Below are 13590 nucleotides of genomic sequence, written 5' to 3'. Positions count from 1 at the left end.
CGCGCGCCGCCGGGCCTTTGCTGCGTCAGGCGGCGGGCAGGCCTCAACCCAGCACCGGAGACAGCAACGGCTGCTTGGGCCGCACGTCCAGTGCGCGCCCCTTGCGGGCCCGCTTGCCGACGTAGACCGCCAGGTCCGCACCCGCCAGGATGTCCTCGGTCATCTTGTTGCGGTAGATGCCGGTGGCGCGCAGCCCCAACGTGCCGATCGGCACGGTCTGATCGAGCTTGTCCGCGCCGTCCAGCCCCATCAGGATGGTGCCGCGTCCGCCGCCCGCCAGCGACTTCACTTCGTCCAGGCCGAAGACCAGGAACTTGCCCTTTTGCGACAGCAGCGCCAGTTGCTGGGCGCCGGCGAACAACGGCACCGGACGCAGCAGTTCGTCGCCCGTCTCAAGGGTGATGAACTGTTTGCCGGCCCGCTGGCGGCTGACCATGTCGGACAGCTTGGCCGCGAACCCGTAGCCGCCGCGCGTTGCCAGCAGCCACCGGCTGTCGGCCGAGGCCGCGATGGTGTGGACGATGCGCGTGCCCGATTCCAGGTCGATCATCGTGGTGACCGGCTGGCCGTCGCCACGCGCCGACGGCAGGCCGGACACCGGCACGGAATAGACCCGGCCGTTGTCGCCAACCGCGATCAGCGTGTCGGTGGTGCGGCACTCGAAGGCGCCGTACAGATCGTCGCCCTGCTTGAAGCCGAATTGCGCGGCGTCATGGCCGTGGCCCTGACGGGCCCGCAGCCAGCCCTTTTGCGAAACGATCACGGTGACAGGCTCGTCCAGCACCTTGGTTTCAAGCACGGCGCGCTCGGCCGTCTCGATCAGGGTGCGGCGCTCGTCGCCATATTGCTTGGCGTCGGCTTCGATTTCCTTGACCAGCAGGCGCTTGAGCGTCGTGGGGTTGTCCAAAAGTTCTTGCAGCGAGACCTGTTCCTTGCGCTTGTCGGCCAGTTCCTGCTCAATCTTGAAGCCTTCCAGGCGGGCCAGCTGGCGCAAACGCATTTCGAGGATGTCCTCGGCTTGCCGTTCGGACAGCTTGAAGCGTTGCATCAACGCGGCGCGGGGCTCGTCGGATTCGCGGATCGTCTGGATGACCTCGTCCACGTTCAGGTAGACGACCATGCGCCCTTCCAGCACGTGGATGCGGTCAATGACCTTGTCCAGGCGGAAGCGCGTGCGGCGCACCACGGTATTGGTGCGGAACGCCAGCCATTCGACCAGGATGTCGCGCAGGCCCTTCTGGCGCGGACGGCCGTCGGTGCCGATGCACACCAGGTTGACGCTGGCGCTGCCTTCCATGCTGGTCTGCGCCAGCAGCGTGTTGACGAATTCGTCGCGGTCGACCCGCGAGGTCTTGGGCTCGAAGACCAGACGAACGGCGGCGTCCTTGCCGGATTCGTCGCGCACCGCATCCAGCAGGTTCAGCATGACCGCCTTGGCCTGCGTCTGCTCCGGCGTCAGGCTCTTCTTGCCCGTCTTGACCTTGGGATTGGTGATTTCCTCGATTTCTTCCAGCACCTTCTGGCCCGAGGTGCCCGGCGGCAGCTCGTTGACGACCAGTTGCCACTGGCCGCGCGCCAGTTCCTCGAACTGCCAGCGCGCGCGCACCTTCAGGGACCCGCGGCCCCCACTGTAGATCTGCGCGATGTCGGCCGCCGGGGTGATGATCTGGCCGCCGCCCGCGAAGTCCGGGCCGGGGATCATGGCGTACAGTTCTTCGTCGGGCAACTGCGGCTGCTTGATGAGCGCCACGCAGGCCTGCGCGACTTCGCGCAGGTTGTGCGGGGGGATCTCGGTGGCCATGCCCACGGCGATGCCCGAGGCGCCGTTCAGCAGCATCACGGGCAGGCGCGCCGGCAGCATCTGCGGCTCTTGCTGGCTGCCGTCGTAGTTGGGCACGAAATCCACCGTGCCCTCGTCCAGTTCGTCGAGCAGCAGCTTGGCGATCGGCGTGAGGCGCGCTTCCGTGTAACGCATGGCGGCGGCGTTGTCGCCATCGCGCGAACCGAAGTTGCCCTGGCCGTCGATCAGCGGATAGCGCAGCGAAAAGTCCTGCGCCATGCGGACCATGGCGTCGTACGCCGCCTGGTCGCCGTGCGGATGGTACTTACCGAGCACGTCGCCCACGACGCGCGCCGATTTGACGGGCTTGGCGCCGGAGCCCAACCCCATTGCCTGCATGGCGAAAAGGATGCGGCGCTGCACGGGCTTCTGCCCGTCGCCCACGTCGGGCAGCGCGCGGCCGCGCACCACGGACACCGCGTAGTCCAGATAGGCCTGCTCCGCGTAGCGCGCCAGCGTGATGGCGGCGTTGCCATCGCCGTCGCCGCCGGGCGGATTGGAGTCGAACAGGCCGGGTTGATTGGTGTCGGTCATGTTGTATTCAGGTAGACAATTTCATCGAAACGGCGTCAATGCGCCTCAGGCGGACGGGGCCAGGAACTGCGTGTCGGCGACATGCGCGCGCATCTGGGTGCGCACAGCCTGCAGCGTGGCGGCGTCCTGCCCGCGCTTGGGGATGATCACGCCTTGCAACGTGCCCAGGATGACGTAGAGGTGCTCGGGGGTTTCCTCGACCCGCCGCACGTCGGACCACGCCATGTGCCCGGAGGCGGTGGCAGTGGTGTCCGTGACGCCGTCCGGCCCGAAGTCCAGCTCGTGCCGCCCCAGGTAAAGGGTGTCGGGCTGCTTGGCCAGCATGCGGCGCGTGTTCATCTTCACGAGGCCGGGCAGCACGTATTCGTACGCCAGGGCCAGCAACGCGAGGATGCCCAGGCCCACCGCCAGGCCCTGGAAATACACCGGCAGCAGCGCACCCCAGTTGGGCCCCTTGCCGTCCCAGGTCTGCCAGATCAGGTAGGCAAGCAAGGCCACGATCATCAGGACGCCGAAGCGCAGATGGGACCGGTAACGGCGGCGGCGCAGTTCCGGCCGTTTGTACACATAGGCGGCGAAATCCGCGTAGTCGTCGGCGGTCAGGTCGACGACCATGCGGGCTTGCCCGGGCACGGTCGCGGTCATCAGATGTCGAGCTCCGCCAGGTTGCCCTTTTCCTCGATCCACGCGCGGCGTTGCGAGGACTCGCCCTTGCCCATCAGCATGTCGAACATGCGGGTGGTGTCGTCGGGAGTCTGGTCGCCATAGCCCACCGGCAGCAGGCGGCGCGTGTCCGGATTCATGGTGGTTTCCCACAACTGCTCGGGGTTCATTTCGCCCAGGCCCTTGAACCGGCTGACGGCCCACGCGCCTTCGCGCACGCCTTCCTTGCGCAGCTTGTCCTGCGCGGCCTCGAGCTCGCCTTCGTCAAGACAGTAGATCTTGCGGGCGGGACGCTTGCCCTGCGCCGGCACGTCCAGACGGAACAGCGGCGGCTTGGCGACGTAGACGTTGCCGGCCTCGACGAGCTTGGGAAAGTGGCGGTAGAACAGCGTCAGCAGCAGCACCTGAATGTGCGAGCCGTCGACGTCCGCGTCCGACAGAATGCAGATGCGGCCGTAGCGCAGGCCGGACAGGTCGGGCGTATCGTTGGGCCCGTGCGGATCCACGCCGATCGCCACGGAAATGTCGTGGATCTCGTTGTTGGCAAAGAGGCGGTCGCGGTCGACCTCCCAGGAGTTGAGCACCTTGCCGCGCAGCGGCAGGATGGCCTGGAATTCCTTGTCGCGGCCCATCTTGGCCGAGCCGCCGGCCGAATCGCCCTCGACCAGGAATACCTCGGTGCGCGTGGCGTCGCTGGACTCGCAGTCGGTCAGCTTGCCGGGCAGGACCGCCACGCCGGAACTCTTGCGCTTTTCGACCTTTTGGGCGGAACGCTGGCGCGCCTGCGCCTGCCGGATGGCCAGTTCGGCAAGCTTCTTGCCGTATTCCACATTGCTGTGCAGCCACAGATCGAGCGCGCTCTTGGAGAACCCGCCCACCAGGCGCACGGCATCGCGGCTGTTCAGGCGTTCCTTGATCTGGCCCTGGAATTGCGGATCGAGCACCTTGGCCGACAGCACGAAGCTGGCGCGGGCAAAGACGTCTTCGGGCAGCAGCTTCACGCCCTTGGGCAGCAGGCTGTGCAGCTCGGCAAACCCCTTCACGGCGCCGAACAGGCCTTCGCGCAGACCGGACTCGTGCGTGCCGCCGGCCGGCGTGGGGATGAGGTTGACGTAGGACTCGCGCACCGCGTTGCCGTCCTCGGTCCAGGCCACGACCCATTGGGCGCCCTCGCCCTCGGCGAAGTTTTCGTGGTCGGCGCCGGCGTATTGCGCGCCTTCGAAGAACGGCACCATCAGCTCGGCGCCCGCCAGGGCCTCGGCCAGGTAGCCGCGCAGGCCGTCCTGGTACTGCCAGGTCTTGGTGTCCCCGGTTTTCTCGTTGACGAGCGTGACCTTCACGCCCGGCAGCAGCACGGCCTTGCTGCGCAAGAGGTGGGTGAGCTCGCCCAGCGGAATATTGGGGCTGTCGAAATACTTGGCGTCCGGCCAGACGCGCACGCGGGTGCCGGACTTCTTGCGGCCGCCCTGGTCGTAAGGCGCCAGGGGCTCGGCGACATCGCCGCCCTTGAACACCAGGCGGCTAACGGCGTTGTCGCGCCAGACGACGACTTCCAGGCGGGTGGCCAGCGCGTTGGTGACGGACACGCCGACGCCGTGCAGGCCGCCGGAGAAGGCGTACGCGCCGCCGCCGGCCTTGTCGAATTTGCCGCCCGCGTGCAGGCGCGTGAACACGAGTTCGACGACGGGCGCGTTTTCTTCGGGATGCAGGCCGACGGGAATGCCGCGGCCGTCGTCTTCGACGGACACGCTGCCATCAGCGTGCAGCGTGACCTGGATCTGTTTGCCGTAGCCGGCCAAGGCCTCGTCTGCGGCGTTATCGATGACCTCCTGCACGACGTGCAGGGGGTTTTCGGTGCGGGTGTACATGCCCGGGCGCTGCCGCACGGGTTCCAGCCCCTTCAGGACGCGGATGGACGCCTCGTTGTAACGTGGAGTGGCCAAGTTATCCCCAACATCTGTGGAAAAAAACCGACATTTTACGGACAAGCCTAGATTCTGCGCGGCTCCGGGTGGGATGCGCACGACCTGACCAGGTCCGATTTCGGTAGGATGATGACAGTCACAACCGCCGTTCCGGACTTTGACCGCCCGGATCGCGACAGCTGCGCCGCAACATCCTACACAAAATCCTGCAAACCCTGTTGTTATTAACAGTGGTATGCCTGTTGTTATTGACAGTGGTATGCTTGAGTCCATTCCACAAACAAGAACAACGGCAAGGCGCGTCTTAACGCGCCTTTTGCTGCCGAACCGAGAATCACCATCATGAGCGACCAAATCAAGAACGTCAGTGACGCCAGCTTCGATGCCGATGTGTTGAAATCCGGCCAGCCGGTGCTGGTGGACTACTGGGCTGCCTGGTGTGGCCCCTGCAAGATGATCGCCCCCATCCTGGAAGAAGTCGCCGCCGAATACGCAGGCCGCTTGACGATCGCCAAGCTGAACGTGGATGAAAACCAGGGCACGGCCACCAAGTACGGCATCCGCGGCATTCCCACCCTTATGCTCTTTAAAGACGGCCAGGCTGCCGCCACCAAGGTTGGCGCGCTGTCGAAGTCGCAACTCACCGCATTCCTGGACGGCGCGTTGTAAATCGCGTGCTGTAACCGAGGGCGCCGCCGCATAGGCGGCGCTCATTCAGTACCGCGCGAGCCCGTCCGTGGCGCGCCGCCAGAGCCCTCCTTTACTTTTCCCCCAACACCCACCGCGATGCACCTCAACGAACTGAAGGCGCTGCACGTCTCGCAGCTGCTCGAAATGGCCGCTGGCCTGGAAATCGAAAACGCCAACCGCCTGCGCAAGCAGGAACTGATGTTCGCCATCATGAAGCGGCGCGCCAAGCAAGGCGAGCAGATCTTCGGCGACGGCGTTCTTGAAGTCCTGCCCGACGGCTTCGGTTTCCTGCGCTCGCCGGAAACCTCGTATCTGGCCAGCACCGACGACATCTACATTTCTCCGTCGCAGATCCGCCGCTTCAATCTGCACACCGGCGACTCCATCGAAGGCGAAGTGCGCACCCCCAAGGATGGCGAGCGCTACTTTGCCCTGGTGAAGGTGGACAAGGTCAACGGCGTGGCGCCCGAGGCGATCAAGCATCGCATCATGTTCGAGAACCTGACGCCGCTGCACCCGAATCGCGTCATCCGCCTGGAACGCGACATCAAGAGCGAGGAAAACCTCACTGGCCGGATCCTCGACGTCTTCGCCCCCATCGGCATGGGCCAGCGCGGCCTGATCGTCGCCAGCCCCAAGTCCGGCAAGACGGTGATGATGCAGCACATTGCGCACGCCATCACCACCAACTACCCCGACGCGGTCATGATCGTCCTGCTGGTCGACGAACGCCCGGAAGAAGTGACCGAAATGCAGCGCACGGTGCGCGGTGAAGTCGTGGCCTCGACCTTCGACGAGCCCGCCACCCGTCACGTGCAAGTGGCCGAAATGGTCATCGAGAAGGCCAAGCGCCTGGTCGAAATGAAGAAGGACGTCGTGATCCTGCTGGACTCGATCACCCGTCTGGCCCGCGCCTACAACACCGTCGTGCCGGCCTCCGGCAAGGTGCTGACCGGCGGCGTGGACGCCAACGCCCTGCAGCGCCCGAAGCGCTTCTTCGGCGCGGCGCGCAACCTGGAAGAAGGCGGCTCGCTGACCATCCTGGGCACCGCGCTGATCGAAACCGGCAGCCGCATGGATGAAGTCATCTATGAAGAATTCAAGGGCACCGGCAACTCCGAAGTCCACCTCGAGCGCCGCCTGGCCGAAAAGCGCGTCTACCCGTCCATCAACCTGAACAAGTCGGGCACCCGCCGCGAAGAGCTGCTGATCGCCCCCGACCTGCTCCAGAAGGTGTGGGTGCTGCGCAAGTTCATTCACGACATGGACGAAGTCCAGTCCATGGAATTCATCCTGGACAAGATGCGCGCCACCAAGACCAACGCCGAATTCTTCGACATGATGAAGAAGAAGTAAGCGCACCGTCCGCGCCCACGAAAAAGCCGCCTTCGAGGCGGCTTTTTCGTGGGCGGCTGGCTCAGTGCTCGATGAACTCCGGCATCCGGCGCGGCGAGGAATTGGCCGGCCGGGGCGTCTGCTTGTCCGGTTCCTTGCCCGAGGCGTCGATGGGTTCGATGCGCGGGTCGTCCCAGCTTCCCGTGACGGCGTATTCCATCGTCATCGCGCGCGCCAGCGGCTGCTTGAGGAGCCACTGCGTGACGAACGCGCCCAGGCCGATCAGCGGGTTGACCGCCAGCGCGGTGACCATTGCCGCGCCGCTGGCGTCCAGATTGGGAATCACCACCGCCTTCATGTCCCAGCGCTCCTTGACGAGGTTCACGCCGCCCGCCAGGACGATTGCGGCCACCGGACCGTTGATCTTGTAGCCTTCGGTATTCAGCGTGCCGTCGGCCACCTTGACGTTGCCGCGGATGGTGTCGAACGGAAACCCGTCCCGCAGCAGGTTCGTGGGATTGACGTCCAGCCGCGCCAGCCGCTGCAGCGACTGCAGCGACAGCAGCTCCAACAGGCGCGCCGTGCGGGAGTTCACGTGCATGAAGCGGCCGTTGTCCAGGCTGACGACCACATCGCCCACCACGTCGGCGATATCGTGCGTCCACGGCAGGTTGCGCCAGGTCGCCTTGCCCTGAATCGTTCCCTTGCCGTTGGACACGACGTTCTCAAAGCCGATGCGGCTCATGAAGTCGCCGACGTTTTCCAGCTTGAGCACGGCATCGACGGTCAGCCCCCGGTTCGGCCCTTCAAGCCCCCAATTGCCCGTGGCGTTCAAGGCCGCCGAATCATTGGTGATGGACAGCTTGTCCAGCCGCCATTGCCGCCCCCGCTCCAGGTTGGTGCCCGTCACCTGCAGCGCCCCCAGGTTCTTGCCATACAACAAGAATTGATTGGCCTGCAGATCGATCGCGGGAATGTCGGACAGGTCGTTGCCGGAGGCCAGCGCCTTGTCGGCCTGGTTGGAGTCGCCCTCGCCCGCAATGGACAGATGCTTCAGGCGGGCGGTGATCTGCCCGGCGATGGCGCCCTGCGCCTCGCGCCATTCCAGCGTGCCTGCCGCCTGCCGCGATTCCAGTTCAACGCGCCAGCGCGCCGGCGCGGGGCGCGTGGCATACAGCGTCAGGTCATTGAGGGTGTAGCCGCTGGTGTGCAGCGCGCCGGCAGCCAGACTGATGCGCTCGGGCTGCGGCAGGATGGGCTTGGAAGGCGGCCGCCCCTTCGCGGGCGCCACGTTGAATCCCTCGGAGACGGCATCCCAGGCGTCCATGTCCAGTTCGGGCAGGCTGGCGTTAAGGCTCAGCCCGCGCTCCGGCAGGCTGGCCGGCCGCCCGATGCCCAGCGCGCCGCGCGAAAAGTAGGCGGCCGAACCCTCGGCGGGATCCCGTTCGAACAAGGCGTTGACGTTATCGCCCAGGCTGGCCGTCAGCCAGCGCCGGTCGCGGGCGCCGCGGTCCTGCGCCGGCGACCATTGCAGCTTCAGCAACTGCGCGGACTTGGCCGGCTTGCCGGCGGGCGCCGGCATGTCGATCGCCATGCCAACCAGGTCGGACTCGGCCGATATGTCGATGGCGCCGCCTTTCAGGTAAAGCAGCCGGCCTTTGTAGGCCGCGCGGCCGGTGAAACGCGACATCGATGCGGCGCGGCTCAACTGCGCCAGCCCGGTCCCCGACAGGGTGCCGTCAAAACGCAGCGCGTCCGTGCCTTGCGCCAGCGTGCCGTAGATGTTGGCGGGTCCGCCCAGGAATTGCGCCCGGATGCCCTTGGTCTGCACGCCCTTTTCTGAAAACTCCAGGTCACCGTGGATCTGGCTGAGCGGCGGGATCTCGGGCATGAAGGTAAAGGAATTGTCCGAGAAACGGATACGCCCCTGGACCTGAGTGTCATCGGTATTGAGCAGCGGCACCTTCAGGTCGAGCGGCATGCGCCAGTCGCCGGTGCCGTGGGCCTCGTCCAAGGCCCCGTCCAGCAGCTCGCCCAACGGAGAATTCGCGGCCAGCGCCAGATAGGCCGCCACCGGCCCCGAGGTGTCGCCGGTGACCCGCAGTTCCGAGTCATGCTCCATGTTGGGAATGGCCGCCTTCACGGCGCCCAACGTGACGGTGTGCCCCTTGCCGGTGTGCGCCACCGCGCCGCCCGCGCTGTCCAGCGCCAGGCTCACCTTGTCGATGCGGAAACTGCCCGACAGGTTTTCCAGCATCGGCCAGCCCTTGCGGTTCTCGCCCGCCGGCGCGTAGTCGACCTTCGCGCCGGAATACGCGCCGGCGATGACGAATTCGCCGGTGGCGCCCGGCGCACCGAACGGGAAGTCGTCCAGATCCCCCTTGAGCGTGATGGCCGCCGAATGCATCTGGCCGGCAGGCAAACCGGTCGCCAGCCATTCACGGGCGTCGGCGTTCACCTCGAGCGGCAGATAACGGTGGATGGCGGGCATCGACCCGCGCACCATCGTGCCGCGCACGTCGGCGCTGCCCGCCGCGGTCTTGCCCTCTTTGCGCCACTGGCCTTGCAGACGCACATCCATGTCTTCATTGGCCAGGCGCATCTGGGCCACGTCCACGAACCAGTTGTCCGCATCAGGCCCCTTGACCTGGGCGTCGAGCTCCAGGTCGTCGGCCCGCAGCGTCGGCGTCTCGAAGACGCCCGGAAGCGTCACGCGCAACTGGTGCACCGCGCCCTTGACCGTCACGTCGGCCGCGCCGGGGCTGCGCGCCATCGGCAGGCCATCGATCGTCACGAAATCGCCCGGCAGCGCGGCAATGCGCAACTGGCCCGAACCGCCCTGAAAGGCGGGCCCGTCCGGCGACGCGCGCCAGGACACGCCGCGCGCGGCGACGTCGCTCGTCAATTTGGTGAACTTGCCGTGGTCGAGCTGCCACCACGCGCGCGCGGCGATGCGGCCGGCTAGCCGGGCCACGTCGATCCAGGGCGCCCAGGCCAGCGGTTCCACGTCATCGACCTGGGCAAAGATCTGGCCGCTCCAGTTGGCGGGCTTCTTGGCGTCGGCGGCAAACAGGCTGCGGTTGAATTCGCCGCGCAGCTCCAGTTTGTGGGCCAGCGCCGGCCCCGCGGATGCCTGCAGCACGAACCGATGCGAGAGACTGCCGTTGCGCACCAGGAAGTCGACGCCTTCCAGCGTGAGCTCGGGCGCCTGGCGCAGTTCGTCCTGCCAGCGCAGCGTGGCGTCGCTGACCAGCAGCTCGCGCTGCGCCGCCAGCCAGCGCAGGCCGGGATGGTTCAGGTCGGAAGCGTGGTCGCTGGTATTCAGGTCGATATTCTGGCCAGCGACCCACAGATGGTTTGACGTGTCCCGCCGCAGCGTCAGTTCCGGCTTTTCGAGCCGCAGCCGCACCAGGGTGGGCGACAGGGACAGGATGCTGCGCCATGCCACGACCGCGGACACGGACGGCAGGCTCAATACCGGATCCGTCTCGTCGTCGTAGACCTGGACGGCGGCGAGATCGAGCCGGGGATTGAGCCCTTGCCAGTTGGCCTTGATCGCGCCGATCGTAACGCGGGCGCCCAACGCCTGGCTGGCGTAGGCTTCAATCTGAGGGCGCCACTGATCCACCCGCGGGAGGACCCAATAGCGCACGCCCAGAAACCCGATGGCGACAACGCCATAGACGGTCAGCGCGGCCCAGTACAGGCTGCGGAGCACTTTTTTTGGAACAGACACGGATCAGTGGGCAGGAGGAGATGTCTTGCAGTATCGTCCCCACTTATACCTGAAACACGTCCATCCGTCTGCCGCCCTTTGCACCATGTCGAAACCATCACTTATCGCCCCTGCCCTCGCCTGGTCCGGCCATCTGCGCCGCCGTCTGGACGCTCACCCGGATCTGGCCGCGTGGCTGGACGAGGCGGTGAAACAACCCGTCACACCGGCGTTGATGGCGCAATGGCAGAACGAACTGGCCGGCACGGCCGTGACCGGCGCCTTGCCGGTGGATGTTTGCCGCATGGTGCTGCGCAAGCTGCGCGAACGCGTCTTCAGCGTGCTGATCGTGCGCGACCTGTCCGGACAAGCCCCGCTTGAAGAAGTGGTGGGCGCCATGACCACGCTGGCGGACATGGCGGTGGCAGCCGCCTACCGCAGCGTGGCCGCCGAACTGGCGGCCGTGCACGGCGTGCCGCGCGACCCGGCCACGGGCAAGCCCCAGGAAATGCTGATCGTGGGCATGGGCAAGCTGGGCGGGTGCGAGCTGAACGTGTCGTCCGACATCGACCTCATCATGCTCTACGGCGAGGAAGGCGAAACCGACGGACCCCGCCGCATCAGCCATCACGAGTTTTACGGCCGCCTGACGCGCCGCATGATGCCGGTGCTGTCCGAGGTGGACGCCAACGGCCAGGTGTTCCGCACCGACCTGCGCCTGCGCCCGGACGGCGACGCCGGCCCGTTGGCCTGGAGCCTGGACGCGCTGGAGCACTATCTGATCGGCCAGGGGCGCGAATGGGAGCGTTATGCATGGCTGAAGGCGCGCCTGATGCCGGCGCAAGCCTTCGAAGACAGCGACAGCGCCGCGCAGGCCCGCCAACTTGAAAGCCTGCGCGTGCCCTTCGTCTACCGCAAGTACTTTGACTTCGATGCGCTGGCCGCGCTGCGCGCGCTGCGCGAACGCATCCGCCAGGACTGGCAGCGCCGCGCGTCGGCGCGCAATGGCATCGACAGCGCCAACAACATCAAGCTGGGCGACGGCGGCATCCGCGAGATCGAGTTCGTGGTGCAACTGGCGCAGCTGATCCGCGGCGGCCGCATGCCGGCGCTGCAAAAGCGCGGCTTGCTGGAAGCGCTGCATGCCGAATGCGTGGCCGGCCTGGTGCCGCAAGACGACGCCCGCCGGCTTGAAGAGGCCTACCGGTTCCTGCGCCGCACCGAGCACGCGCTGCAATATCGCGAAGACGAGCAGACCCATCTGCTGCCCGGCGACCCCGCCCTGCGGGCCGCCCTGGCCGAGGCGCTGGGCATGACGCCCGACGCATTCGAGAGCACGCTGGCCGCGCACCGCGACTTCGTGTCGCAGACCTTCCGCAACGTGTTCCGCATGGTGGGCATGGGCGAGGAAGAAGCGGCGCCTGCCCCCACGCCGGGCGAGGCGCCGTCCAGCCAGGAAGAACCCGATAGCGAAAGCGAGCTTACCGACCAGATCCGCCAGGCGTTTGGCCAGGACGCGGACGACCTGCTGCGCCGGGCCCAGACGCTGTCCGGCAGCCACCGCGTGCGCAGCCTGCCCGAAAGCAGCCGCCGCCGCATGGAGGTCCTGCTTCCGGCCGCGCTGCGCGCCGCGCTGCAGACGCCCGCGCCGCACGAGGCCGCGGTGCGGCTCTTTGACCTCATAGAAAAGATCGCGCAGCGCAGCGCGTACCTGGCGCTGCTGGCCGAATACCCGGACACACTGGCGCGCGTGGCGCGCATGGTGGCCGCCAGCCCCTGGGCCGCGCAGTACCTGACGCAACACCCATTGCTGCTCGACAGCCTGATCGACTGGCGCACGCTCTTTGAACCGCTCGACTTCGGCCAGATCGCGCGGCAGCTCACGGCGGACCTGGACGCCTGCCGCCTGCCGGACGGCGCCCCCGACATCGAGCGCCAGATGAACCTGATGCGCGACGTGCAGCGCCAGGCCAGCTTCCAGCTGCTGGCGCAGGACCTGGAGGGCGAGCTCACCGTTGAAAAGCTGGCCGACCAGTTGTCGGCGCTGGCGGATCTGTTGCTGACCGAGACCATCCGCCGCGCGTGGCCGCTCGTGAACAAAGCCGAAGGCGCCGAGCCGCGCTTTGCCGTCATTGCGTACGGCAAACTGGGCGGCAAGGAGTTGGGCTACGCCTCAGACCTGGATCTCGTGTTCCTCTTCGACGACCCGCGCGACGATGCCGCGGAGGTCTATGCCAAGCTGGGCCGGCGCATGTCGTCCTGGCTGTCGACCATGACCTCGTCGGGGCGGCTGTACGAGACCGACCTGCGCCTGCGCCCCGACGGCGACGCGGGACTGCTGGCGGTATCGATCGAAGCCTTCGAGGAATACCAGCACAAGCACGCCTGGGCCTGGGAACACCAGGCGCTGACCCGCGCGCGTTTCGCGGCCGGCGACGCCAACGTGGGTGCGCGTTTTGAAAAGATCCGCGAGGACATCCTGGTGCTGCCGCGCGACACGGCAGCGCTGCGCGACGAAGTGCTGGCCATGCGCGAAAAAATCAATGCCGGCCATCCGAACACCTCGGACCGCTTCGACTTGAAGCACGACCGCGGCGGCATGGTCGACGTGGAGTTCGTGACGCAATACCTGGTGCTGTGCCACGCGGGCACGCACCCGGTGCTGGTACGCAACCTGGGCAACATCACGCTGCTGCGCCTGGCCGCCGAAGTGGGGCTGATCCCGCCCGAGCTGGCCGCGCGGTCGGGCGACGCCTACCGCACCCTGCGGCGCGTGCAGCATCAGTTGCGCCTGCAGGGCGTGGAAAAGGCCCGCGTGGCGCCCGATCAGCTCCAGCCGGAACGCGCCGCGGTGCGGGAACTGTGGACAACGGTGCTGGGGTGACGGC

At 66.8% G+C, this 13590-nt stretch carries 7 protein-coding genes; 3 read left to right on the top strand and 4 right to left on the bottom strand.

All coding sequences use genetic code 11. The annotated features are described in order from the left end of the window. Positions 1–43 precede the first annotated feature (43 nt). Genes parC through QEP15_RS08150 form a run of 3 tightly spaced genes read right to left on the bottom strand, consistent with a single transcriptional unit; the run spans position 44 to position 4980 of the window. Positions 44–2374 (bottom strand): DNA topoisomerase IV subunit A, encoded by a 2331-nt coding sequence (gene parC / locus QEP15_RS08160; RefSeq protein WP_280148632.1) that lies wholly within the window; start codon positions 2372–2374, stop codon positions 44–46. 45 nt (positions 2375–2419) lie between these two features. Further along, a complete protein-coding gene (locus tag QEP15_RS08155; protein ID WP_062842054.1) occupies positions 2420–3019 on the bottom strand; it encodes a YcxB family protein in 600 nt (199 codons plus the stop codon). Further along, positions 3019–4980 (bottom strand): DNA topoisomerase IV subunit B, encoded by a 1962-nt coding sequence (locus QEP15_RS08150; RefSeq protein WP_056315617.1) that lies wholly within the window; start codon positions 4978–4980, stop codon positions 3019–3021. The genes QEP15_RS08155 and QEP15_RS08150 overlap by 1 nt, the downstream gene beginning before the upstream one ends. Positions 4981–5304: 324 nt before the next feature. Here QEP15_RS08150 and trxA point away from each other — a divergent pair, with 324 nt between their 5' ends. Next, the gene (trxA, locus tag QEP15_RS08145) at positions 5305–5631 is read left to right on the top strand and encodes a thioredoxin TrxA (RefSeq protein WP_056315616.1); all 327 of its coding nucleotides are present in this window, start codon (positions 5305–5307) and stop codon (positions 5629–5631) included. A gap of 117 nt (positions 5632–5748) precedes the next feature. Next, positions 5749–7008, top strand: coding sequence for a transcription termination factor Rho (gene rho / locus QEP15_RS08140; protein ID WP_043541410.1), 1260 nt, complete (start codon positions 5749–5751; stop codon positions 7006–7008). Between the two features lie 61 nt (positions 7009–7069). Here the strand turns inward: rho and QEP15_RS08135 are convergent, their stop codons facing one another. Continuing rightward, positions 7070–10705 carry a YhdP family protein gene (locus QEP15_RS08135; RefSeq protein ID WP_280148631.1) on the bottom strand — a complete coding sequence of 1212 codons (3636 nt, stop codon included), beginning with the start codon at positions 10703–10705 and terminating at the stop codon, positions 7070–7072. A 103-nt stretch (positions 10706–10808) separates the two neighbouring features. On the opposite strand from QEP15_RS08135, the gene glnE reads away from it, so the two are divergent. Continuing rightward, complete coding sequence (gene glnE, locus QEP15_RS08130; protein WP_280148630.1) at positions 10809–13586, top strand: bifunctional [glutamate--ammonia ligase]-adenylyl-L-tyrosine phosphorylase/[glutamate--ammonia-ligase] adenylyltransferase; 2778 nt, start codon at positions 10809–10811, stop codon at positions 13584–13586. Positions 13587–13590: the final 4 nt, after the last annotated feature.

The organism is Achromobacter mucicolens (assembly GCF_029866465.1).
Lineage (GTDB): Bacteria > Pseudomonadota > Gammaproteobacteria > Burkholderiales > Burkholderiaceae_B > Achromobacter > Achromobacter mucicolens.
This window is presented reverse-complemented; position numbering and strand designations above follow the sequence as displayed.

What these genes read in the sequence shown, in the direction of transcription:
- trxA (WP_056315616.1), top strand. Translation starts at nt 5,305, where the DNA reads ATGAGCGACCAAATCAAGAACGTCAGTGACGCCAGCTTCGATGCCGAT.
- QEP15_RS08155 (WP_062842054.1), bottom strand. Translation starts at nt 3,019, where the DNA reads ATGACCGCGACCGTGCCCGGGCAAGCCCGCATGGTCGTCGACCTGACC.
- glnE (WP_280148630.1), top strand. Translation starts at nt 10,809, where the DNA reads ATGTCGAAACCATCACTTATCGCCCCTGCCCTCGCCTGGTCCGGCCAT.
- rho (WP_043541410.1), top strand. Translation starts at nt 5,749, where the DNA reads ATGCACCTCAACGAACTGAAGGCGCTGCACGTCTCGCAGCTGCTCGAA.
- parC (WP_280148632.1), bottom strand. Translation starts at nt 2,374, where the DNA reads ATGACCGACACCAATCAACCCGGCCTGTTCGACTCCAATCCGCCCGGC.